Consider the following 23,109-nt stretch of genomic DNA (forward strand, 5'->3'; position numbering starts at 1 on the left):
GCGTGAGGTCGTATCTTGACCACCCGCACAGCCTCAAAACAGAGGGGGCGCCCGGACGCTTACGCCGGGTGCGCGCTCAGACCAGCCCTTCGGGGCACCCGCTCGGGCCCAGGGCGGTGTCAGAGGCGCCTTGTGTGGCGCCACCACACCGCGTCGCCCCTTCCTACCCCTACCGCCCGAGCAGGCGCCGCAGTCCGCGCCGTCCTAGGGCGTGTTGAGGTTTCGTGCGAGCGCCGCGTTGGAGACCGCAAATCGTGACCGGCAAGGCGGGAGTCGCCGCGTCGTGGCGTGCCACGACCCAGACTCGCAACGCCGCCGGGCGGGATTTGCGGCCCAACCCTTCGGGACAAGCGCTGTTTTGCGGCAATCCAGCGTTATAGCTCTCTCGCGTAGAAAACAACTACGCCACGTTCGCTACGCCTCGTCTTGCCGCCCCTAGTTAATTTTCAGGGAGCGCTTGGCGCGGACTCGCACGAAACCTCAACACGCCCTAATGGAATAGGCTCTTAATCGATCCCCAAAGGGTTCGAGATCCGCAGCTGCCAGATACCATCGGCGTTGCGTTCGGCCACCTGGGTCGCAACGCCGCGCTCTACGATCTCGTCGTGATCGGGCGACGTCATACGGATTGTCCAGTCGAGTAGCAGTAGCGCGACGTCCCCGCTCGCGATGACCCGGCGAACGCCGTTACGTATTTGGGGCCGTGCGGCCATTAACCGAGCAATTGCCTCGCGCAGTGCGCCGTGACCTTCGGCGATCGTGCGGCCATCCTGCATCCGCATCTTTGCCTCCGGGTGAAAGAGCGACATCACCGCGTCGAGATCGCCGCGATTGATTGCGGCATCGAATACGGCGGGCACCTGCTCCGGCCGTGTCGCCGTACGACATACACCCGAACATTCGGTGTCGACGAATTCGACGATGGCCGACGCCAGCGCTTGCGGCGCCTCCAGCGGTATGAGATGCCCAACGTCCGGCAGGACCTGCATCGTCGCGCCGGGCAGCGATGGCAGCACGAGTCGTCGCAGCATATCCACGCCATCGACCTTGTCGTGTTGGCCGCCGATCACCCGAACCGGCACGTCGATCCGCGCCAGATCGGCACTCACATCCTCCGAAATCGCGCCATGCGGCCAGAACTGTTTGGCAGCTTCTGCCCCGCCCAGGCTGTCGGCGATCACCTGATCGCGCATCGCGGGCGATAAGGCCCGTTCGGTCAGAACATTATCGATCGTCCAGCCGACCGATTCCGGCGCGGCATAGGCAGCCGCCATCCCGTCGCGTTCCGGCTGCGGCAACGATTTACCCTCGGCCGGCGACGGCGCCACCAGTACGAGCCCCGCCAAACCGCCGGGCCGACGCGAAGCCAGCAGCTGGGCCACCTTGCCGCCCATCGAATGCCCGACCAGCACATAGCGATCCATGTCGAGAGCGGCAACCGCTGCTTCAACGTCATCGGCCATGGTGGCGATATCGTAGCCGTCGTCCGGACGATCCGACTGGCCCCATCCCCGAGCATCCAGCGCGACCTTGCGAAGATTCGCCGGCAGCGCTGCCATCACCGGGTGCCAGGTCCGTGCCGTGCCGCCCCAGTAGTGTAGAAAAACAAGGGCCAGAGAGCCGCTGCCGCTGTCGTCGGCATGCAGCGTCAGCCCGTTCGCGGTGATCTTCATGGTTTAACTCCTATGAGTGAGAGACAGCTCAAACGCCGAAACAGATCATAGAAGACCTCGATTCAGGCGATAATCCGTCGCCTGCGATATGCACTCGATAATATAGGTATCGAATAAACCATGGACCGATTCACTGGACTTGCGGTTTTCACAGCGGCCGTCGAACACGGCAGCCTGGCGGCGGCGGCACGAACCCTGGGCATAACGCCGGCCATGGCCGGCAAGCATCTCGCCGCGATCGAGGCGTCGCTGGGCGTGCGACTCATGCACCGAACCACCCGTCGCCTCCATCTAACCGACGTCGGCCAAGACTATTACCAACGCAGCCGGCACATCCTCGAATCGCTCGAAGACGCCGACCGCGCCGCTCGCGAATTGCAGGACCAGCCCCGTGGCACATTGCGCGTCACCGCCCCAACGACGTTCGGCGCACTGCACATGGGCGGCGCGGTCGCCGAGTATATTCAGCGCTACCCCGATGTCGACGTCGAGATGACGCTCGACGACCGCTTTGTCGATCTTGTGGCCGGCGGTTTCGATGTCGCCATTCGCATCGGCGACCTGCCGGACTCCAGCCTAGTGGCGCGCCCCCTGGCACGCACCGAGATGATCGCCTGCGCCGCCCCGTCCTATCTCGCCGAACACGGCCGCCCGACGTCCCCCGCGGATCTGAGCCACCACGATCGGCTCGCGTTTAGCGAAGCCATCTCGGCGGACGACTGGGGTTTCACCGACGCCACCGGCCAGATGCACAACGTGGCAGGTCGATCACGGTTCTCGGCCAACAACATGGAAATGCTGCTGGCCGCCGCCCTACGCGGCGCCGGCATCGCCTACGGCCCCAGCTTTGTCTTCCACCGGCATCTTGCCAGCCAGGACTTGGAACAAATCTTGACGAATTACACCACCCGGAGCCTCGGCATTCATGCGGTCTATCCCTCGGCCCGTTTGGTCGGCGCCAAAGTTCGCCGCTTCATCGAGTTGCTCGAGGAATGGTTTGGCCGGCCGGATGAGTGGTTCAGCTAGAGAACAAATGAGTACTCAAGGGAACGCGTCATGCGAGCTCAAGCGTGCACGGTGTCCGCACTCGACCCAAAGCGGACCCACCTTATCCCCCCAGCCCGATCACCGGATAAAGCGACGCAACAAGCAGGCCTGCCATCGCGATGTTAAAGACCCGCCGGCGTCGGGCGTTCGACAACCACTCACGGACAATCGTGCCTAACCAGGCCCATACCGAAATCGCCGGGAAGCAGACCAGCGCAAAGGCCGCCGCAACAAGCGCGACCGATAGAAGCGAACGGTCGGGCGCGTAAATCGTGATCGCCGACAAGCCGATCGCCCATGCCTTCGGATTTACCCACTGGAAGGCCGCGGCCTGCACGAAAGTCATGGGGCGACGGTCCGTTGATGCCTCTTTCAACGGTTCGGCAGTAGCCACTTTCCACGCAAGCCAGAGCAGGTAGGCAATCGATATGGCCTGAAGCACGGTACGAACAACGGGATAAGTGTCGAACAGAGCAATCAACCCGACGCCGGCGAGCCAGGTCAGCGCCGTAAGGCCGGCGACGATCCCCATCATATGCGGCAAGGTTCTGCGAAATCCGAAATTCGCGCCCGACGCCATCAGCATCAGGTTATTCGGGCCCGGGGTTGCCGTGGTTACGAAGGCAAAGCCGAAAAGAGCCGCCAATACGGAAAAACTCATGGCACATTCACTTATTGCGATCAAACCTGCAGCAATTTTAATCGGTCCTTTTCGCAGTATATGGTCTAATTTGATCGTTTATATCTAATAATTTGCAATATATGAAAAAAATTGACGCGAAAGATCGGCGAATATTGCACGAGTTGAAGCATGACGGGCGAATGAGCAACGTGGAGCTCGCAGAACGTGTCAATCTCTCGCCGTCGACCTGCCTGCGCCGCGTCCAAGAACTCGAGCGTGCGGGTGTCATCCGAGGCTACCGTGTTGTCACCGACCCCGAACGTTTGGGCCACGGTTTTGTGGCTTACGTTAGCGTTGGCCTATCACTGCATTCCAAGGCCGCGCTGGAAGACTTCGAAAACTCGATGCGACAAGCCGAGGAGGTAATCGAGTGCCACAACGTTGCTGGAACCTTCGAATATCTGCTCCGTATAGAGAGCGAAGACCTCGCCAGCTATAAGCGTTTCCATTCCGAAAGGCTCGGCACACACCCTTATGTGAGCGCGATCACAACCTATCTAGTGATGCACTCGCCCAAGGACGAACGCGCTTGAGCGATCATCGGGACGTGGCGTGTCAAGATTCGAATCGCCGGCTTCGTCGGTCGCAGGATTCGACCTCTCTGTAGAGACCGCGTTGATCGCGCGAAACTTGGCTGATGCACGTGTTTTCGAGCTTTCCGACAGTCTGCTATGGGCCGATAGCCGACGCTACACAGGTAGCCTAACTGTACTCCGCTAGCCTCGACGAAGACCCGTTGATCGGCAATAGAGACGGAGCAAGGCCGGACAACTGCGTCGTGGCCCCATCATCTCGTCGCGCGACGTGCCTATGCCTGCCTTATCTGCGTTGATCTGCGGACAGTCACTGGCGAACGACGGCAACGAGACTTAACGAACCACGAAACCTCGCTTGTCCACCCAGCAATTGTCGCCGTGGCCCGGCCGGATTAGCGTAGTGGCGGATTCCAAACGGTGACCGCCATGACCGAACCCTCCGCCGCTTCGCCCCACTCTTCCAATCAGGCTCTGTCCGGCATCAAGGTGCTGGAACTTGGCCAGCTGATTGCCGGGCCGTTCGCGGCCAAGCTGTTCGGCGAGTTCGGGGCCGATGTGATCAAGATCGAACCGCCCGGCACCGGCGATCCGCTGCGCCGCTGGCGGGTGATGCGCGATGGCACGTCGCTTTGGTGGCATGTGCAGACGCGCAACAAGCGCTCGGTGTCGCTGGATCTGAAATCCGAGGACGGCCAGGCGATCGTGAAGAAGCTGGTCGCCGAGGCGGATATCGTGATCGAGAATTTCTCGCCCGGACGGCTGGAAAAATGGGGACTCGGCTGGGAGGATCTGGCCGCGATCAACCCCGGCTTGATCATGGTGCGGATTTCCGGCTACGGCCAGACCGGGCCGTATCGGGACCTGCCCGGCTTCGGCGTCATCGGCGAAGCCATGGGCGGCCTGCGTTATCTATCCGGGCATCCCGGCGAGTCGTCGGTGCGCGTGGGGGTATCGATCGGCGATTCGCTGGCCGCGCTGTACGGCGTGATCGGCGCGCTGCTGGCGCTGCATGAACGCGCCCGTTCCAGCCAGGGCCAGTACATCGACGTGGCGCTGTATGAATCGGTGTTCGCGATGATGGAATCGCTCATTCCGGAATACGATGCGGCGGGCGTGGTGCGCGAGCCAAGCGGCAGCGCCCTGCCCGGCATCACGCCGTCCAATGCCTATCCCTGCGCCGATGGTTCGGAAGTCCTGATTGCCGGCAACGGCGACTCGATCTTCAAGCGCCTGATGACCGCCATCGGCCGCGCGGATCTGGCCGAGGACCCGGATCTGGCTCACAACGACGGCCGCGCCAAGCAGGCCGAGCGGATCGACGGCGCCATCGCCGAATGGAGCCACGCCCACTCGCGCGAGGACGTGCTGGCGACGCTCGAAGCCGCCCGCGTGCCGGCTGGCCGGCCCTACACCGCGGCCGACATCGTCGCCGACGAACACTACGCGGCCCGTCGCATGATCGAGACCATCACCACCGCCGAAGGGCGCAAGCTGAAAGTGCCGGCCGTGATGCCGCGCTTGTCGCGCACGCCCGGGCGCATCCAGGGCGGCGGCCCGGCGCTGGGCGCGCATACCCGCGCGGTGATGGACGAACTGGGCATCGATCGAGAAACCCAGGACGCGCTGTACGAGCGCGGCGTTCTGTACGACTCGGAGCATGGACAATGAGCGATCGCGTATTCATCAACGACGTCGCTGCCCGTGACGGCTTCCAGATCGAGGCCCGCTGGATCGAGACGGCCGACAAGATCGCCTTCATCGACCGGCTGTCGGCCACCGGGCTGGCCAAGATCGAGGCGACCTCGTTCACCTCGCCTAAGGCGATCCCGAATCTGGCGGATGCCGCCGACGTGATGCGCGGCATCCGGCGCGCTGCTGACGTCGTTTACGTGGCCCTGATTCCGAACGCGAAAGGTGTCGAGCGTGCACTCGACGCCTGCACCGACGAACTCAATTTCGTGATGTCGGCCTCCGATAGCCACGGCCGCGCCAATCTGCGCATGACCGCCGACCAGTCGCTGGCGCGCTTCGCCGACATGGTCCGCGCGGCCGAAGGTACGTCCGCACGCCTGAATGCGTCCATCTCCACGGCTTTCGGTTGCCCATTCGAAGGCACGGTGCCCGCCGCGCGCGTGCTGGAGATCGTCGATCGCATCGAAGATCTTGGCATTGCCGGCGTCACGCTCTGCGATACCACCGGGGTGGCCAACCCGTTGCAGGTGGCGGCCCTTTGCGAGGCCGTGCACGAACGCCATCCACGCATCAGGCTCACTCTGCATCCGCACAATACCCGCGGCATGGGCCTGGCCAACGCGCTGGCCGCCTGGCAGGTCGGCGTCCGACACTTTGACGCTGCCCTGGGCGGCCTCGGCGGCTGTCCCTACGCGCCGGGCGCCTCGGGCAATATCTGCACCGAAGATCTGGTGCATATGTTCGAGTGTATGGGCGTGTCCACCGGTGTCGACCTGGACGCTCTGATCGCGACCAGCGAGACCCTGCCCGAACTCATCGGCCACGACGTCCCAGGCCAGGTCGTCAAGGCCGGCAAGGCGGATCGGCGCTATCCGCTGCCGGCGGCCGTAGCTGAACGCCAATGATCATGCCCGCGAAACAAGCCTAACCGCTTGTTTCGACGGCCTGGCTGCCGGACAACCGCGATCGGGTTTATCCTGCGGGCAACGCTTTGCTCCGCTGGATTCTGATGCTGCCGACCCTGCCGCCCGAGCACGCCCTCGACTCATTACACTGCGCCTTCGTCGAGCGCGTCGCCGCGCTCGGCTTTACCGGCGATATCGATACGAGCTACGCGACGCGCATCACGCTGGCCACCGACAACAGCGCTTTTCAGACGCTGCCGGCCGGCGTGTTCTTTCCGCGGGATGAAGCCGATATCGAGCGCGTCGCGAGCGCGCTTGCCGAGCCCGAGTTCCAGGCGGTCTATCTCGCCCCGCGCGGCGGCGGCACCAGTACCATCGGCTGCTCGCTAACCGCCGGTTTCGTGCTCGACTGCTCGCGGCATATGAACCGGATCGTCTCGATCGATCCCAACGCGCGCGAGGTCATCGTTCAGCCCGGCGTAGTGCTGGATCAATTGAACGCGGCGCTGGCCGAGCACGATCTGTTCTTCGCGCCGAACGTCGCCCCCTCCTCGCGCGCCACGCTCGGCGGCATGGCCAATACCGACGGCTGTGGCAAGGGCTCGCGCATTTACGGCAAAACCAGCGATCACGTGCTGGCCACTCGCGTGGTGCTTACCGACGGCGCGGCGCATGTGATCGACTCGCGTGATGACGCCCCCGCGCCCGACGCGCGCATCGCGGCCATCAACGATCGCGTCAAATCCATCATCGACGACAATCGCGGCGAGATCGCACGCGTCTTCCCGGATCTGTCTCGTTATCTGTCCGGCTACAACTTGGCCCAGGCGGTCGACGCACAGGGGCGTTGTCATCTCAACAAGCTGATCGGCGGCTCCGAGGGCACGCTCGCGCTGGTCTCGGAGCTCACCCTCAAGCTCACGCCCATCCCGAACACCACGGTGCTCTATGCGCTGCGCTACGACAGCTTCGACGCGGCCCTGCGCGACGCCGAGCGGCTGGTCGAATACGACCCGAGCGCGATCGAATCGGTCGATGAAAAAGTCATGGGGCTGGCCCGCGACAACCCGATCTACGAGCGGGTGCGGGACATGATCGAGAACGCCGACGGCAGCACGCCCGGCGCGGTCAATCTGGTCGAATTTGCCGGCCGCGATGCCTTGCCCGAGGGCGCGAGTCGACTCGACGCGGCGCTGAACAACGACGAAGCCGGTGCGACCGGGCATTATCGCGCCGAATCGGCCGAGCAGCGTGCGGCGCTCTGGGATCTGCGCAAGGGCGGCGTCGGCCTCCTCGGCTCGACGCCGGGGGCGAAAAAGCCGTTGCCGTTCGTCGAGGATACGGTGGTCGATCCACGCGTTCTGGCGGACTACGTCGCCGATTTTCGGGCGATTCTTGATGAATACGGCGTCGCCTACGGCATGTTCGGGCATATCGACGTCGGCTGTCTGCATGTGCGACCAGCGCTGGATCTGACCGATCCGGACGATGAGCGCATCATGCGCGAAATCACCACGCGGGTACGCCATCTGGCCGAGTCCTACGGTGGCCTGCTCTGGAACGAGCACGGCAAGGGCTATCGCTCGGAATACAACCGGCCGTTCTTCGGCGAGCCGCTGTATGGCGCGCTCGGCGATATCAAGCGGGCGTTTGATCCGCGCAACCAGCTCAACCCGGGTAAGATCGTGGCGCTCGAGCCCGAGCGTGTGCCGATCGCGGCCATGGATGCACCGACCCGCGGCACGTTCGACCGGCAAATCCCGGCCGATGAGCGCACGGCTTTTCCCGGCGCCATGCAGTGCAACGGCAACGGGGCTTGCTTCGACTACGATCCGGCGCATGTGATGTGTCCCTCGTATCGCGCCACCCGTGATCGGCTGCATTCGCCGAAAGGCCGCGCGAGTGCGATGCGCGAATGGCTGCGCCAGCTCGCCGCGACCGGTCAGACCACCGCCGATCTGGTGCCGGCGGAATCGCCACTGTGGCTGCGTGCGGCACGGGACCTGGGTGCTGCGCCCACCGATCCCGAAGCGGATTTCTCGCATCAGGTCTGGCAAGCGATGGACGGCTGTCTGTCCTGTCGAGCCTGCGCGACCCAGTGCCCGATTCGCGTCGACGTGCCGACGTTCAAGAGCGAGTTCCTGGCGCTGTATCACGGCCGCTATGCTCGGCCACCGGCCGACTACGCGCTGGCCGGGCTCGAGACCGGCGCGGCGTGGGCGGCAAAGCTGCCGGGTCTGGCCAATACCGCCCTGCGTGTGCCGGCGCTTCGCCGCATCCTCGCCGACAAGCTCGGCTTGGTCGATCCGCCGGCGCTCAGCCGGCCGAGCCTCCCCGCCTGGCTGAAGCAGTATCCCGCATACCGCTATACGCCGGATAGCTGGGCGCTGATGGACGACCGCGAGCGCAAGCGCACCGTGTTCGTCTTCCAGGATGCCTTCACCAGCTTCTTCGACGCCCCGGTGGCCATCGCGGTGGTGGAACTGATCGCGGCGCTGGGTTACCGGCCCCAGGTGGTCCCGTTTTCAGCCAGCGGCAAGCCGCTGCACGTCAAAGGCTTTCTGCCCGAGTTCGAACGCACCGCGAACCGCCATGCCCGCGTTGTCGAGGCCGTGGCGGAACACGGACGGCCGCTTGTCGGCATCGAGCCTAGCGTGACGCTGGCGCTGGATACGGACTATCGCCAGGCCATCGGCCGGGCATTGCCGGTGCAGCCGTTCGAGCAATGGCTCGCCGCGGCGCTCGGCGAGCAGGCGCCCTCGGTCGTGGCCGACGCGTCCCCCACCTATCGACTGTTCAATCATTGCACGGCGCGCACCGAATCCTCGGCCAGCAGCCGGGCCTGGCGCGATGCGTTCGAACATCTCGGGCTGGTGCTCGAAACCGGCGATGTCGGCTGCTGTGGCATGAGCGGCGCGTATGGACACGAAGCCCGACATCGCGACACCTCGCAGGCGATCTTCGAGCTGTCGTGGGCGGAAACCCTGGCAGCATCGACACCGCAACCGCTGGTCCCGGGTTATAGCTGCCGGAGCCAGATCGCGCGTTTCCAGCAGAAAACGGCCCAGCATCCGGCGCAAGTGCTGTTGGCTGCGTTACGGGCCTGACCACGCTAATGACTTGTGGAGTTAACCACGGGTATAGATGATCGCGCGCTCGCCGCGGTCAGCCACCGGCCGCGATGCGATGGCAGAGGCTGATAAATGCCGCTGTTTGGAGACCAACACCATAAGGCGGCGGTCTACGGATCATGGCCGCCCGCGACCGCGCTTGCGCCCCGCGGCCGGATGGTCCACACGCCCCGATGCCTCGCGTGGCGCACCCACCGCCCGATCGCGGCCGCCCGCTTTGGCGTCGTAGAGCGCGCGATCGGCCAGGCGCAATAGCGTGTGGTTAGGCAGACGCCGATTACTGTCGTTCTGGGCGATCCCCATCGAAAGCGTGATCGAAAAGTCGGTACCGTCCTCGCCATGAAAGACGAGCTCGGCGACCTGGCGCCGCAGACGCTCGGCGGCTTCCATCGCATGCTCGAGATCGGTATCGGGCACGATCCATAAAAATTCCTCGCCGCCGAAACGTCCGAAACTGTCGATCTCGCGCACGCCATCGGCCATGAGGCGCGCCAGCCGCTTGAGCACCTCGTCGCCGACGGCATGCCCGTAAGTGTCGTTAATCTGTTTGAAGTGGTCGACATCGATCAACGCCACGCAAAACACATAGGGAGCGCGTTGGCAGCGGGTGCGTTCGCGATCGAGCATGTCCATCAGCCAACGGCGGTTGTACAAGCCGGTGAGATGATCACGCACCGCCATGGCCTCTATCCGACTCATGGCCTCGCGCACCTCATGGTTGCGCTCGCGTAGCGTTCGGCGCAGCCGGTTGATGAGCGCACTCAACAACACGATCTGCGGCATGACGATTGCCAGGGAGGCCGCCAGAATCCAGTTGTGGAAGAACGGACCCTCATGAGCGTGCAACAGACCGTGACTGAACACCACGACCAGATAGCCGACCGTATAGACCGTCACGGCCACGATGAAACTACCCATGCTCAGGTCGAGCGTGCCGTAGAGCAACGGCACTACGGTGGTGAGCACCAGCGCGGCCTGCGACTCGGCCGAATCCAGCGCATAGAGCAGTAACAATCCCGGGAGCGCGGGCGCAAGCACCTGGGCCAGCGTGAGATTCGGCTCGGACGAACGCAGATTGACACCCGTGCGAAACGCTAGATAAAAGCTCGCCACGATGACGCACTGCGCCATCGCATAGCCCATTGCGACCATGGGTTTGACAGCCCCGAGCAGCGCGATCACTACGGCCAGTGCAATCTGCAACGCGTATGAAATACAGGACAGACCCAGCCGTCGCAACCGAACCCGCTGATGCCGCGCGACACGCTCGGCTGCGGATTCCCCGGCGCGGCCGTCGTCCGCTGACATCGTCATGAATACAGCAACGGGTAGATCACCGAATGAGGGCCACACCGTGCCATCAGACGCGCCATCGCGGCTGAACCGCGCGCATGCAGTAACCGGTGGCGAAACCAGGCCGTGGCCGCGACAATAGGCCTTGGGTTCCGTTCATGCTGTGCTTTCCATTGTGTCTGATTCGGTTGTCACCGACGCGCCGATCCTGATTTTCGACTCCGGCGTAGGCGGCCTCTCCGTGCTGCAAGCGATACGACGCCACCTGCCTACGGCGCCGGTGGTGTATGCCATGGACGGCGCGGGCTACCCCTACGGCCAGCGCGACGACGCCGAGTTGACCGCGCGGGTTCCGGCTCTGTTGGGGCGTCTTGTCGAACGCTATCGGCCGCGACTGGCCGTGATTGCGTGCAACACGGCCTCGACCATTGCCCTGGCGACGGTTCGTGACGCGCTTGCTGTGCCGGTCGTAGGGACCGTGCCGGCGATCAAACCCGCCGCTGCCTGTTCGGCCACCCGCGTGATCGGCGTGCTCGGCACCCGCGCCACCGTCCGACAGGCCTATGTCGACGATCTGACCCGTCGTTTTGCGGCCGACTGCCGCGTACTGCGTCATGGCGCCCCTACTCTGGTCGACTATGTGGAATCGACGCTGCGTGACCAAACGCCCGCCGATCCCGATGCCCCCCGGCACGCGCTCGCGGGGCTGTTCGAACAGCCGGACGGAAACGCCATCGATACCATCGTGCTGGCTTGCACGCATTTTCCTCTGGCGGCCGACGCTTTACAGGGCGTCGCCCCCGCGCACGTCCGGTTCGTCGATGGAGCCGAAGGTATTGCCAGGCGCTGTGCCACCCTGCTCCACGGCCAACCGTGGCCGCAGCATACCGTACCCGGCGTTACTGTGACGACCGGGCCCGCGAACGCTTGCGCCGCGCTCGCACCCGGGCTGGCACGCCTGGGCCTGGCGCCGCCGACGACGTTCTAGGGACTGTTGCCGTTTCGTGCGGGTCCGCGCCAAGTGCTCCCTGAAAATTAACCAGGGGCCGCAAGATGAGGCGTAGCGAACGTGGCGTAGTCGTTCTGCGCGAGCGAGCGACAACGCTGGATTGCCATCGTGTCGTTAATTTAAGGGCGCGTGTCCCTTCGGGTTGGGCCGCAAATCCCGCCAGCCAGGCGGAAGTCAGGCCGGGGGACCAGCCCGGGGCGCAGAATGCTCACGATATGTCTCCTAACGCAGACGCTCGATTGCGACGCCGGCGTCCACGGCGGCGGCTATATCGTCTTGGACCGCGATCAACGCAAGCTCGCGGCCACCGGCAGCACGAGTCGCCTCGAACAGGATCTTGACCGCAGCAGCCGTGCGCGCCAGCGCTCGCGCCGGCCCGTCGTCGCCCAGACCATAATCGAGACAGCCGGCGAGAAACATGGCGGCCGTGAAGTCGCCGGCGCCGTTCGGTGGGGTTTCGAACGCGATCATCGGCGTGGAGACCCGCCAACTACCCGCCGCGGTATCCACCAGCATGGCAATGCGATCGGCATCGCTGTCATCGACCACCAGCGACGTGACCAGCACGACCCGTGGGCCGCGTTCGCGCAGCGCCGCCGCTGCGGCCACTGCATCGTCGCGTGTAACGATCTCGCGCCCGGCCAGCCAGGCCAGTTCGAACTGGTTGGGTGTGACGATGTCGGCGCTCGGCACGGCCTGGTCGCGCATCCATTCGGGCAGCCCTTCGCGGACGAAGAACCCGCGGCCGGTGTCGCCCATCACCGGATCGCAGCAGTACAGCGTCTCGGGCCGCACGGCCCGTAGGCGCGCCAGGGCATCGAGCACGGCGGCGCCGGTGGTCTGATCGCCCATATAACCAGTCAATAGCGCGCGTACGCGGGCGAAACCGGTCAGCGCTTCGATCCCGTCGACCACGTCGCGAATATGATCGGCGGAAAACACGTCGCCGGTGAATCGCCCATAACCGGTGTGGTTGGAGAACTGCACCGTATTGATGGCGGTGACGTCCCAGCCGAGCCGCTGCAACGGAAAGACCGCGGCCCGGTTGCCGACATAACCGTAAGCGACATGGCTCTGGATGGAGATGATGTCGCTCATGACGTATCGCTCCTGTGGTTTCGGGGACGGGGTCGATCCGGCAACGCCGGCCCGCGCAGCGTAGCGCAGGAACGCGTCGCCGTTTAGAGCCTATCCCAATAGGCTCTTAGTGCACGGCCTCCGAGGGCGTGGCGTTGGGCACATGGCCGACCCGGCGATCGTAGTTCCAGGTCAGCGCCCAGATGACCAGCCCGGCCACGGCCAGCCCCGCCCCGACGTAGCCGGCGATTTCAGCGCCGAAGCCGAACGCGATCACGATGCCGGCCAGGAGCGGGCCCAGCGCGTTGGCGAAGTTGAAGGCCACATGGTTGAGCGCCGCGGCCAGGTTCTGAGCATCGCCGGCCACGTCCATCAGGCGTGTTTGCAGGATCGCCGCCAGCGAGACGCCGAACCCGATGCAGAAAACATCGATGGTGACGGCGATGCCGTTGTGGCTGGCCAGCGGGAACGCCAGCAAGGCCAGCAGACTCCAGACCAGCATGGCACCGGCGGTCGGCATCTGGGCCCGATCGGCAAAGCGCGGCACGATCATGTTACCCATCGTCATGCCCACGCCGAAAATACCCAGCACGACCGGCGCCAGGGCGCTCGACATATGCGTGACGTGGGTCAGCGTGGTCGTGAGATACGTATACACCGCGAACACGCCACCGAAACCGATGCCCCCGATGGCGAGCGTCAGCCAGACGTTGGGCCGGGACAGCGCGGTCAGCTCACGCATCGGATGCGCATCGCTGTGCGCGCCCTGGTACGGCGCGAAGATCATGATCAGAACGCCGGCGGCCAGCGCAATGGCGGTCACGGTCCAGTAGCCGGCCCGCCAGCCGGCAAGCGACGCAAGCCAGGTGGCCGCCGGCACACCCAGGATGGTGGCCAGCGTCAGCCCGAGCATCACATAGCCCACCGCCTGCGTCCGACGATGCGGTTTGACCACCGACGCCGCCATCAGCGACGCCAGCCCGAAATAAGCGCCATGCGGAAGACCGCTGATAAAGCGGAACAGAATAAGCCAGTGATAGCTCGGCGCCAGCGCGCTCATGCCGTTGCCCACGGCAAACACCGCCATCAGGCCGATAAGCAGCGGTTTGCGCGAGACGCGCGCGGCCAGCACGGTGATGATGGGCGCACCGACCACCACGCCCAGCGCGTAGGCGCTGATGATATGGCTAGCGGTCGATTCACCGATGTTGAAGGCGTGCTGGATGAGCGGCAGCAGGCTCATGGTTCCGAATTCGGTCGTGCCGATCGCGAAACCACCGGTCGCCAGCGCCACGAACACCAGCACTTGGAGCACTCTGTTCGGCATAAGCAGATCGCAGGGAAACGGCCCGACACGGGCCCTGAGGAAAATCGCCCCTCAGGATACACGCATTGCTCCTAAGACTAAAGTATTAGATAAAGATTCAGGCGGTTTTTCGGGCAATGTCACGCGGAACCGGTCCCAGTATAAAAATCGACGGCTGTCGCGGCGTCCGTCGTCGCCGCTTGATTCAATGTTTTTGCCGTCGACAAGGGGCTGACGTAGAGTCGCGAAGAGAACGCATCAACACGAGCGGCCATGGCCGGTCACGGCGAACGCCCGAGTCGGGAAGAGCGCGTCATCGACGCGATCGACGTACAGAACCGCGATCTTCGCGACATCGATCGACACCGCAAGTACGCCAAGATGGCGCGCTCGCCCTATCGCTTCTTTCGCGGCACCAATCATCTATTTTGGGCCGATGTCGCTCATGACTGGCGCATCGATCTGTACGGCGGCGCGCCCGATACGCGCACATGGCTGCAGGGCGATGCCCATGTGCACAACCACGGCGCCTACGGCGACGATCGGCAGGGCGTGCATTTCGGCATGGATGATTTCGACGATGCCTTCGTCGGCGATTATCAGTACGACCTGTGGCGCCACGCGGCCTCGATGATGCTGGACGCCGAGGAAAACGCCGGACTACCGCGCGACAAGGCCCGCCGTGCGATACGTCATTTCGTCACCAGCTATCTCGACACCCTCGCCGAGGGCCGTCTGGCCGAAGAAATCCACGTTGCCTACGAAGACCCGCCGCTGGACCACTTCATGGCCAAGGTGCTCAAGAAGCGCGGCGTAAATCGCCAGCTCGACAAATGGACCGTACCCGGCGACGACGGCGAGCGCGTCTTCGATACCGAGTACCGCAAACTGGGCGGCGTGTCGGCCGCCGAACGCGCTCAGCTGCACAAGGCGATGACCGAACAGTATCCGACCACCCTCGTCGCGGACGCTGACGGGCTACGGCGCGAGCCACGCGTCGTGGATATCGCCCGTCGCATCGATGCCGGCACGGGCTCGCTGGGGGCAGATCGCTTCTATGCGCTGGCGCGGGAACAGGCGCACGACGCCGACGACTATCTCATCCTCGACATCAAGCAGCAGACCGAACCGCCCGCGCTGGCGGTGTTCGACGAGGCGCGCGTGCACAACCGCAATGAAGAGTTCGAGCACGAAGGCGACCGCCATGCCGCCGCCGCGCGGGCATTGTCGCAACACCCGGATGCCTACATCGGCTGGCTGTCGCTGGGCGATGCCTGGTTTTCGGTCAAGCGCCGCTCGCCGTACAAGAAGGATTTTCCCACCCACAAGATCGGCGGGTTCAAGGCCTATCGCAATCTGACCCGCCAAAGGGGCCGCATCCTGGCGCGCGAACATCTGCGCGGGGCGGCTTATCTGGAACCCGACAATCCGGCCCGTTTTGCCCGAACCATCGGCGAGCGCATCGGCACCGAGCGTGAAACCTTCAAACGGCTAATCGTCGAGTTCGCCGAAACCTACGCCGAACGTACCCGCCACGACTACGCCGCGTTCATGGCCCAACGCGCGCCGAGCGATCAAACGGCGAGCGCATGATCATGGGGCCTGGCCTTGCCGCACAACAGGGCGCGGTGCCCGTCCGGAAACGCGACCCGGCCACGCTGATTGTCCGGCGATGCCGCGCAGACTCGTGCGAAACGGCAACAGGCACTAGAATAGCGCCCCTGTAACGCGCGGTATGCGACCGCCCGGGCAACGCCTCGAGCGCCTGTCGTACAATAGCTGCATAAACCAGCCATTCGGATCATCGATAATATCGACGATGCGGATGGGTCCAACGACGACGATACATACCGGTCTAGCCGAAAAACCGTTCGCCCTCGGCGCAGCGCGCCGACACGGCTTGCGAAATACGGTCACCATCCCCACCCCAGTGGGATCACCACAAGCTCTGCGAGGTTGAAACGCGACGATGTCCGACACGCCGAAGATCATCTATACGCTCACCGACGAAGCGCCGGCCCTGGCCACGCATTCGCTGCTGCCGATCATCGATGCCTATACCGACTCGGCCGGCATCCGTGTCGAGACCCGCGATATTTCGCTGGCCGGGCGCATCATCGCCCACTTCCCCGACTATCTCACCGACGAACAGAAAGCGGCCGACGATCTGGCCGAGCTCGGCGAGATGACGGCGGACCCGTCGGCCAACATCATCAAGCTGCCCAACATCAGCGCCTCGGTACCGCAGCTCAAGGAAGCGATCGCCGAACTGCAGAACGCCGGCTACAAGATCCCCGACTATCCGGAAGAGCCGGAAACGGACGAGGAAAAAGAGATCGCCGAGCGCTACGAGAAGGTCAAGGGCAGCGCGGTGAATCCGGTGCTGCGCCAGGGGAACTCGGACCGTCGCGCCCCGGCCTCGGTCAAGGACTACGCGCGCAAGTATCCGCACCGCATGGGTGCCTGGGAATCGGACAACAAGGCTGAAGTCGCCCATATGGACGACGGCGACTTCTATGCCACGGAAAAATCGACCACGTTCGACGCGGCCGACAAACTCACCGTCACGCTGCATCCGAAATCCGGCGACGCGAAAGTTCTGAAGAAGGACATTGAAGTCACGGCGGGCGAGGTCGTCGATACGGCCGCGATGCATGCCAAGCCGTTCCGCGAATTCATCGATCGCGAGATCGCCGACGCCAAGGCCAAGAACCTGCTGTTCTCGGTGCATCTGAAAGCCACGATGATGAAGGTCTCCGACCCGATCATGTTCGGCTGGGTGGTGACCCAGTTCTACAAGGACGTGATGGACAAGTTCGGTGACACGCTGCACGAGGTCGGCTTCGACCCGCGTTCGGGTCTGGGTGATCTGTACAAGAACATCCAGCAGCTGCCCGACGACAAGCTGTCGGCGATCGAATCCGAGATCGCCCGCGTCAATGAAGAATCCGCGCCGCTGGCGATGGTGGATTCGCATCGCGGTATTTCGGTCCTGCATTGGCCCAACGACATCATCATCGATGCCTCGATGCCGGCCATGATCCGCGACTCGGGCATGATGTGGGGCGCCGACGACGACCAGCACGAAGCCAAAGCGCTGATCCCGGATCGCTGCTATGCCGGCATCTACGCCGCCACGGTCGAGGACTGCAAGAAGAACGGCGCCTTCGATCCGACCACGATGGGCACGGTGCCCAATGTCGGTCTGATGGCGCAGAAGGCCGAGGAATACGGCTCGCACGACAAGACCTTCCAGATTCCGGCCGATGGCACGGTCCGCGTGACCAACAGCGCCGGCGAGACGGTGTTCGAGCACGAGGTCGATAAGGGCGACATCTGGCGCATGTGCCTGGCCAAGGACGCGGCGATTGCCGACTGGGTCAAGCTGGCCGTCACCCGGGCCCGGGATTCGGGCATGCCGGCCGTGTTCTGGCTGGACGAGAACCGCGCCCACGACGCCCAGATCATCGCCAAGGTCAACAAGTACCTGCCCGAGCACGATACCGATGGGCTCGATATCCGGATCATGGAGCCGGTCGCGGCGATGAACCACACGCTGGAACGCGTGCGGGCCGGCAAGGACACGATCTCGGTCACCGGCAACGTGCTGCGCGACTATCTCACCGATCTGTTCCCGATCATGGAGCTGGGCACCAGCGCCAAGATGCTGTCGATCGTGCCGTTGATGGCCGGCGGCGGCCTCTTCGAGACCGGGGCCGGCGGTTCCGCGCCCAAGCATGTGCGCCAGCTGCAGCGCGAGAACCATCTGCGCTGGGATTCGCTGGGCGAATTCCTGGCCCTGGCCGCCTCGCTGGAGCATCTCGGCAAGACCTTCGACAACCAGCGCGCCAAGGTAATGGCCGAGGCCCTGGACCAGGCCAACAGCCGCTTCCTGTCCGAGAACAAGTCGCCCTCGCGCAAGGTCGGCGAACTCGACAACCGCGGCAGCCACTTTTACCTGGCCATGTTCTGGGCCCGCGCGATTGCCGACCAGAAGCAAGACAGCGAGCTGGCCGAGACCTTCGCCGAGCTGGCCTCCGCGCTGGAAGCCAACGAGGCCAAGATCGTCGAGGAACTGAACTCGGTTCAGGGTGAGCCGGTCGATCTCAACGGCTACTACTTCCTCGACCCGAAGCGGGCGACCGAGGTCATGCGGCCGAGCGTCACGCTGAACGAGACGATCGCAATGGTGGCCGCGAAGCGGAAATAACCGGCGACCGATCGTTCGGAATGTTCGGACCAGACCGGTGCAAGCTTCGGCTGCACCGGTCTTTTTTTATTAGACAACGACGTTGGCCGTCGCCGTTTCGATAGAACTAACGCTCGCGTGGCGCCGCTCTGGTAGGCTCGATTACCTGTCGCATCGAAACCACCGGAGCTCATGGCCAAGTCGAGTCGAATCCTCATTACGGGAACCATCATCTGCGCCAGCATCACCATGGCGGGATGCACCACGGTCCGCGAAACCCAGCCGACTCAGACGGCGCGGGAGCAGCTCATGCTCTCGACAGCCGCCGATCTTGCGAGTGCGCAAATCAAGCCGAACGTGCCGAAGGGTAACTCGATCTACGTCGATACCAGCGAATTCACCGACGATTCGGAATATCGGACCAAATACGCCGTTGCCCGGATTCAGTCGCAACTGTTGGCAGACGGCTACAAACTCGTCGGCTCGGCCGACAAGGCCGACACCATCGCCGAGGTGAGCAACGGGGCCCTGTCGATCGACCAATCCGACACCCTGTTCGGCATACCCAGCATCCCGATCCCGATCCCATTGACCGGCACCGTGAAAACGCCGGAGCTCGCGTTCTACAAGAAAGCGCGTCGCACGGGTGTCGCCAAGTTCGGGGTCGCGTTCTACAACGCCAAGACCGGCGACATGCAGGATATCGTTGGACCGGTGTACGGCTTCTCGCACTACGATCGATCTTCAATCCTCGGCATCAGCTGGAAACACCAGAATCTGTTGCCGCAAGAGGCCCAGCAGCGGATGAACGGCAAGACGCCGTCGCACGCGCCGACTGGCGCCGACTGACCGGTCGCGCCACGGCGGCGGGCGCGAGAACGTGCATCCGGGTCGGCTCCTCTATCGTGATTCCCCCACAGATCACGGTACGATCTGAATTCCACGATTTTCAGGGAGGAGCCAAGACCCATGACGACCATCAACGACTTACTTCGCGATAAATCGTCCGACATCTGGACTGTGGGACCGGACGAATCGGTTTACGACGCCCTGCAGCTGATGGCCGACAAGAATATCGGCGCGGTGCTGGTCATGGATTCCGGGCGGCTGGTCGGCCTGCTTTCGGAACGCGACTATGCCCGCAAACTCGTGCTTGAAAACCGCTCGTCCCGGGAAACCCCGGTGCGCGACGTGATGACCCAGCGCGTGGCCTATGTGTCGCCTTCACAGGAAATCGAAGGCTGCCTGGCCCTGATGACCGACAAGCGATTCCGGCATCTGCCGGTCATGGATAACGACAAGCTCGTGGGGCTCGTATCGATCGGCGATCTGGTCAAGGGCGTGATCGCCGACAAGGAATTCATGATCGAGCAGCTGGAGCAATACATTACCGGCCAATAGCGCAACATGCGCCATACCGGCCCGAAAAAAGAAGGCCGCCGAAATTTCGGCGGCCTTTTTTTGATCGTTGTCCGGCTGGCTGGCTTACATTCGCGCGCGGCCGCTCATGGCTTCCAGCCGCTGGATTCGTTCGGCGGTGGGGGGATGGGTCGAGAACAGCTTGCCGATGTTCACGCCCGCCAACGGATTCACGATAAACAGATGCGCCGTGCCGGGATTGTGCTCGGCAGACGCCATCGGATGCGCCTGATTGGCCTGCTCGAGCTTGCGTAACGCGCTGGCCAGGCCCATCGGGTTGCCGGAAATTTCGGCGCCCCCCTTGTCGGCCGCGAACTCGCGCGAACGCGAAACCGCCATCTGAATCAGCGCGGCCGCGAGCGGCGCGAGAATGATGGTGGCCAGGGCCCCGAGCATGCCGCCTGCCCCGTCGCGATTGTCGTTGCCGCGAAAACCGCCGAACAACATCGCCCACTGCGCCATGTTGGCGATCATGGTGATCGCCCCGGCGAAAGTCGCCGCCACCGCGCTGATCAGCGTGTCGCGATGCCGTACGTGCGCCAACTCGTGCGCGAGCACGCCGCGGAGCTCTTCCCGGTTCATCATCCGCAGCAGCCCCGTAGTCGCCGCCACGGCCGCATGCGACGGATTACGACCGGTCGCGAAGGCGTTGGGCGTATCCGACTCCATCACGAACACACGGGGCATGGGCAGCTGTGCACGCTGTGCCAATTCACGCACAACGTTGTACAGCTCGGGCGCATCGGCTGGCGAGGCTTCACGCGCGCCGTGCATCTTCAACACCAGGCGATCGGAGAACCAGTAGCTGCCGAAATTCATCGCGGCAGCGAAAATCAGCGCAATCACCATGCCGCCACGGCCACCCAGCGCCCCGCCCACGAGGACCAGCAACACGGTCAGGCCAGCCAGCAATACGGTCGTCCGCAACGCATTCATACCACACACCCTCCTCAACAAAGAGGTTTTGCCCTCTCGCTCAAGATAACGGCGTTTGCAACGTAATCAAGATGACGCAGTAAATGCTCGATTCCCCTCAAGGTAGCGCGTATCCTTGATCAATAGTCCGTGATGATACGTAGACACAATCGATACCCGGGCCAGTCGGCATAGCCACCCTGTCGACCATACCCGACCGCTCTGTTGACCGAGACGATCCATGACCGATCCGCTTCCGGCTTCGCTTTCGCTTCACTGGGTCCCCCCGGCAGGTCGGGCGCCGGTTGCGTACGCGCCGGCTCGGCACACCCACGGCCTGTCGTCGACCCCATGAACGCGGTTACGGCGCGCTACAACGGCTATCAGCTACACAGCGTGTTTCAACCCATCCTGAGCCTGTGTCATCGACGCAGTGTGGGTTTCGAATCACTGATGCGTCCTGTGGACGCGGACAATCACTCGCATTCCCCGGTCGATGTGATCCGGGAAGCCGCCGAGCACGGCGATATTCGTCAGCTGGACACGCTCTGTCAGAGTCTGCATATCCGCAACTTCTCCGCGCAGGCGCCGGACGAACGCTGGCTCTTCCTCAATCTCGACCCCAGCACCATTGCCGATCGCTGGTACCACGACGGAACATTGACGAGCGCCTTGCGCGAGGCTGGGGTCCCGCCGCAACGACTGGTCATTGAGATCGTCGAGGGGGCCATCGACGATGAGCCACAGCTGTTCGCGGCGGTCGATTACTTTCGTTCGATCGGCGCCCTCGTCGCGCTCGATGATTTCGGCACCGGGCATTCCAACTTCGACCGGATCTGGCGGCTGGCGCCCGACATCATCAAGCTCGACCGCAGCCTCATCGTCGAGGCGGAACAGCATCGCACGGGCCGCCTGCGTCAGATGTTGCCCAATCTGGTCTCGCTCATTCACGAAGCCGGCTCTCTCGTACTGGCCGAGGGCATCGAAACACGTGAACAAGCCCTGCTGGCCATGGACGCCGACATCGATTTCGTTCAGGGCTTCTATTTCGCGAAGCCAACGCGCGAGATCGACCATACCCGCATCGACGGTCTGCCCATTTTCGGCGAAATCAGCCAGCACTTCGAAACCACGAGCACGATTCAGGAACGCCTCGAAGCGGACCGTATCGCGCCTTATTCGGACGCGTTCCGCGACGCGATCGAGCGCATTGCCAGAGGCGAAAGCCCTCAAGAAGCCACACGCGCGCTCATGAATATGCCGCGTGCAGCGCGCTTCTACATGCTCAACGCGCGCGGCGAACAGCTCATGCATGTGGACGGTCGCTCGTTGCGCACGCGGCGCATCTTTCATGCCGGCCCCATCACCGATACCTCGGGTGGCACCTGGTCGCGACGCCAGTATTTCCGGGCCGCGATGGCCGAGCCCCAGCGACTGCAGACATCACGCCCCTACTTATCGAGCACTGGCGCTTACATGTGCGTGACATTGTCGATCGCCCAGGGCAATCCGCCGGAACGGGTGGTCTGTTTCGATATCGACTGGTAGCGCAAGCGACATAACGGTCGCGAATCGAGCTGTCCCCGCCCGCTATACTCTGGGCGCCCTGGATTCGCGGCCTTGCCCAGCTCTAAAATAAAGACCGATCAAACCAAGCCGACGCATATCATGGGTCAGTCGCTACAGGATCAATTGCTCAAGGCGGGCATCGCCAAGCCCAAGCAGGCCAAGAAGGCGCGCCACGACAAGGCACGGCGCAACAAGGCGGCGCGGCGGGCCGGCGGCAAGGGCGATGAAGAGCAACAGAAGCTCTCTAAAGATGTCGAGGCGGCGACCGCCGCCAAACGCGAGGCCGATCGCAAGCGCGCCCAAGCGGCCAATGCGGAACGCGAACAACGCGAGCGCAAGCGCCAGGCGATCCAGATCATCAACGAGCATCGCATCGCGATCGAAAAGCCGGAAGCCGACGAGCCACCCTACAGCTATACGGTGAAAGGCAAGATCCGTCGCCTGCCGGTCAGTCGCGATCAGCGTCGTCGTCTAGCCGATGGCCGACTGGCAATCGTACGTTACGACGGCCAGACCTCGCTGGTCGACGTCGAAACCGCCCAGCGCCTGGAAGCACTGATTCCGAAAGCGATCTCCCGGATCACCGAAGCGGACAAAGCCTCGGAAGCGGACCCCGACGACCCCTACGCCGGCTATGAAGTCCCCGACGACCTGATGTGGTGACAC

The 23,109-nt window shown here is 63.7% G+C and carries 18 protein-coding genes; 12 read left to right on the forward strand and 6 right to left on the reverse strand.

The features are described 5' to 3' along the window. Nucleotides 1-506: 506 nt before the first annotated feature. The gene (locus C41B8_RS05065) at nt 507-1,673 is read right to left on the reverse strand and encodes an alpha/beta fold hydrolase (protein ID WP_037335034.1); all 1,167 of its coding nucleotides are present in this window, start codon (nt 1,671-1,673) and stop codon (nt 507-509) included. 120 nt (nt 1,674-1,793) lie between these two features. On the opposite strand from C41B8_RS05065, the gene C41B8_RS05070 reads away from it, so the two are divergent. Next, a complete protein-coding gene (locus C41B8_RS05070; protein WP_037335036.1) occupies nt 1,794-2,699 on the forward strand; it encodes a LysR family transcriptional regulator in 906 nt (301 codons plus the stop codon). A gap of 82 nt (nt 2,700-2,781) precedes the next feature. Here C41B8_RS05070 and C41B8_RS05075 read toward each other — a convergent pair whose 3' ends face one another. Continuing rightward, nucleotides 2,782-3,381, reverse strand: coding sequence for a LysE family translocator (locus C41B8_RS05075; RefSeq protein ID WP_037335037.1), 600 nt, complete (start codon nt 3,379-3,381; stop codon nt 2,782-2,784). 101 nt (nt 3,382-3,482) lie between these two features. On the opposite strand from C41B8_RS05075, the gene C41B8_RS21010 reads away from it, so the two are divergent. The 4 genes from C41B8_RS21010 (at nt 3,483) to C41B8_RS05095 (ending at nt 9,642) form a co-directional block, all read left to right on the forward strand. Then, nucleotides 3,483-3,935 (forward strand): Lrp/AsnC family transcriptional regulator, encoded by a 453-nt coding sequence (locus C41B8_RS21010; RefSeq protein ID WP_037335038.1) that lies wholly within the window; start codon nt 3,483-3,485, stop codon nt 3,933-3,935. 429 nt (nt 3,936-4,364) lie between these two features. Then, nucleotides 4,365-5,606: a CaiB/BaiF CoA transferase family protein gene (locus C41B8_RS05085; RefSeq protein WP_051883113.1), complete on the forward strand. Its 1,242-nt coding sequence runs from the start codon at nt 4,365-4,367 to the stop codon at nt 5,604-5,606. After that, nucleotides 5,603-6,535 (forward strand): hydroxymethylglutaryl-CoA lyase, encoded by a 933-nt coding sequence (locus tag C41B8_RS05090; protein ID WP_037335040.1) that lies wholly within the window; start codon nt 5,603-5,605, stop codon nt 6,533-6,535. The genes C41B8_RS05085 and C41B8_RS05090 overlap by 4 nt, the downstream gene beginning before the upstream one ends. An 86-nt stretch (nt 6,536-6,621) precedes the next feature. Beyond that, nucleotides 6,622-9,642 (forward strand): FAD-binding and (Fe-S)-binding domain-containing protein, encoded by a 3,021-nt coding sequence (locus C41B8_RS05095; RefSeq protein ID WP_051883114.1) that lies wholly within the window; start codon nt 6,622-6,624, stop codon nt 9,640-9,642. Between the two features lie 141 nt (nt 9,643-9,783). Here the strand turns inward: C41B8_RS05095 and C41B8_RS19375 are convergent, their stop codons facing one another. Beyond that, nucleotides 9,784-10,974: a GGDEF domain-containing protein gene (locus C41B8_RS19375; RefSeq protein WP_198025060.1), complete on the reverse strand. Its 1,191-nt coding sequence runs from the start codon at nt 10,972-10,974 to the stop codon at nt 9,784-9,786. Nucleotides 10,975-11,131: 157 nt separating this feature from the next. Between C41B8_RS19375 and murI the strand changes: the two genes are divergently transcribed. Next, the gene (gene murI / locus C41B8_RS05105; protein WP_415752824.1) at nt 11,132-11,947 is read left to right on the forward strand and encodes a glutamate racemase; all 816 of its coding nucleotides are present in this window, start codon (nt 11,132-11,134) and stop codon (nt 11,945-11,947) included. 243 nt (nt 11,948-12,190) lie between these two features. Here the strand turns inward: murI and pdxY are convergent, their stop codons facing one another. Then, nucleotides 12,191-13,066 (reverse strand): pyridoxal kinase PdxY, encoded by an 876-nt coding sequence (gene pdxY / locus C41B8_RS05110; protein ID WP_037335043.1) that lies wholly within the window; start codon nt 13,064-13,066, stop codon nt 12,191-12,193. Nucleotides 13,067-13,172: 106 nt separating this feature from the next. Continuing rightward, a complete protein-coding gene (locus tag C41B8_RS05115) occupies nt 13,173-14,372 on the reverse strand; it encodes an MFS transporter (RefSeq protein ID WP_037335046.1) in 1,200 nt (399 codons plus the stop codon). Between the two features lie 252 nt (nt 14,373-14,624). On the opposite strand from C41B8_RS05115, the gene C41B8_RS05120 reads away from it, so the two are divergent. From C41B8_RS05120 to C41B8_RS05135, 4 genes are all read left to right on the forward strand, one after another. After that, a complete protein-coding gene (locus tag C41B8_RS05120; protein ID WP_037335049.1) occupies nt 14,625-15,944 on the forward strand; it encodes a DUF2252 family protein in 1,320 nt (439 codons plus the stop codon). Nucleotides 15,945-16,320: 376 nt separating this feature from the next. Then, nucleotides 16,321-18,561, forward strand: coding sequence for an NADP-dependent isocitrate dehydrogenase (locus tag C41B8_RS05125; RefSeq protein WP_037335051.1), 2,241 nt, complete (start codon nt 16,321-16,323; stop codon nt 18,559-18,561). Between the two features lie 171 nt (nt 18,562-18,732). After that, complete coding sequence (locus tag C41B8_RS05130; RefSeq protein ID WP_037335054.1) at nt 18,733-19,389, forward strand: DUF6655 family protein; 657 nt, start codon at nt 18,733-18,735, stop codon at nt 19,387-19,389. Between the two features lie 120 nt (nt 19,390-19,509). Next, on the forward strand, nt 19,510-19,941 hold the full coding sequence (locus C41B8_RS05135; RefSeq protein WP_037335057.1) for a CBS domain-containing protein: 432 nt from the start codon (nt 19,510-19,512) through the stop codon (nt 19,939-19,941). An 84-nt stretch (nt 19,942-20,025) separates the two neighbouring features. Here C41B8_RS05135 and htpX read toward each other — a convergent pair whose 3' ends face one another. Next, complete coding sequence (gene htpX, locus C41B8_RS05140) at nt 20,026-20,895, reverse strand: zinc metalloprotease HtpX (protein ID WP_037335060.1); 870 nt, start codon at nt 20,893-20,895, stop codon at nt 20,026-20,028. Between the two features lie 330 nt (nt 20,896-21,225). Between htpX and C41B8_RS05145 the strand changes: the two genes are divergently transcribed. Together C41B8_RS05145 and C41B8_RS05150 are read left to right on the forward strand one after the other, a co-directional pair. Next, the gene (locus C41B8_RS05145; protein ID WP_051883116.1) at nt 21,226-22,422 is read left to right on the forward strand and encodes a sensor domain-containing phosphodiesterase; all 1,197 of its coding nucleotides are present in this window, start codon (nt 21,226-21,228) and stop codon (nt 22,420-22,422) included. Between the two features lie 120 nt (nt 22,423-22,542). Then, complete coding sequence (locus C41B8_RS05150) at nt 22,543-23,106, forward strand: DUF2058 domain-containing protein (RefSeq protein WP_037335062.1); 564 nt, start codon at nt 22,543-22,545, stop codon at nt 23,104-23,106. The last annotated feature ends 3 nt before the right edge of the window (nt 23,107-23,109 follow it).

It is taken from the genome of Salinisphaera hydrothermalis C41B8 (assembly GCF_000732535.1).
Classification (GTDB): domain Bacteria; phylum Pseudomonadota; class Gammaproteobacteria; order Nevskiales; family Salinisphaeraceae; genus Salinisphaera; species Salinisphaera hydrothermalis.

Coding starts and splice junctions, on each gene's coding strand:
- C41B8_RS05145 (WP_051883116.1), top strand. CDS start 21,226: ATGAACGCGGTTACGGCGCGCTACAACGGCTATCAGCTACACAGCGTG.
- C41B8_RS05075 (WP_037335037.1), bottom strand. CDS start 3,381: ATGAGTTTTTCCGTATTGGCGGCTCTTTTCGGCTTTGCCTTCGTAACC.
- htpX (WP_037335060.1), bottom strand. CDS start 20,895: ATGAATGCGTTGCGGACGACCGTATTGCTGGCTGGCCTGACCGTGTTG.
- C41B8_RS05085 (WP_051883113.1), top strand. CDS start 4,365: ATGACCGAACCCTCCGCCGCTTCGCCCCACTCTTCCAATCAGGCTCTG.
- C41B8_RS05065 (WP_037335034.1), bottom strand. CDS start 1,673: ATGAAGATCACCGCGAACGGGCTGACGCTGCATGCCGACGACAGCGGC.
- C41B8_RS19375 (WP_198025060.1), bottom strand. CDS start 10,974: ATGTCAGCGGACGACGGCCGCGCCGGGGAATCCGCAGCCGAGCGTGTC.
- C41B8_RS05090 (WP_037335040.1), top strand. CDS start 5,603: ATGAGCGATCGCGTATTCATCAACGACGTCGCTGCCCGTGACGGCTTC.
- C41B8_RS05125 (WP_037335051.1), top strand. CDS start 16,321: ATGTCCGACACGCCGAAGATCATCTATACGCTCACCGACGAAGCGCCG.
- pdxY (WP_037335043.1), bottom strand. CDS start 13,066: ATGAGCGACATCATCTCCATCCAGAGCCATGTCGCTTACGGTTATGTC.
- C41B8_RS21010 (WP_037335038.1), top strand. CDS start 3,483: ATGAAAAAAATTGACGCGAAAGATCGGCGAATATTGCACGAGTTGAAG.
- C41B8_RS05150 (WP_037335062.1), top strand. CDS start 22,543: ATGGGTCAGTCGCTACAGGATCAATTGCTCAAGGCGGGCATCGCCAAG.
- C41B8_RS05115 (WP_037335046.1), bottom strand. CDS start 14,372: ATGCCGAACAGAGTGCTCCAAGTGCTGGTGTTCGTGGCGCTGGCGACC.
- C41B8_RS05130 (WP_037335054.1), top strand. CDS start 18,733: ATGGCCAAGTCGAGTCGAATCCTCATTACGGGAACCATCATCTGCGCC.
- C41B8_RS05070 (WP_037335036.1), top strand. CDS start 1,794: ATGGACCGATTCACTGGACTTGCGGTTTTCACAGCGGCCGTCGAACAC.
- C41B8_RS05120 (WP_037335049.1), top strand. CDS start 14,625: ATGGCCGGTCACGGCGAACGCCCGAGTCGGGAAGAGCGCGTCATCGAC.
- C41B8_RS05135 (WP_037335057.1), top strand. CDS start 19,510: ATGACGACCATCAACGACTTACTTCGCGATAAATCGTCCGACATCTGG.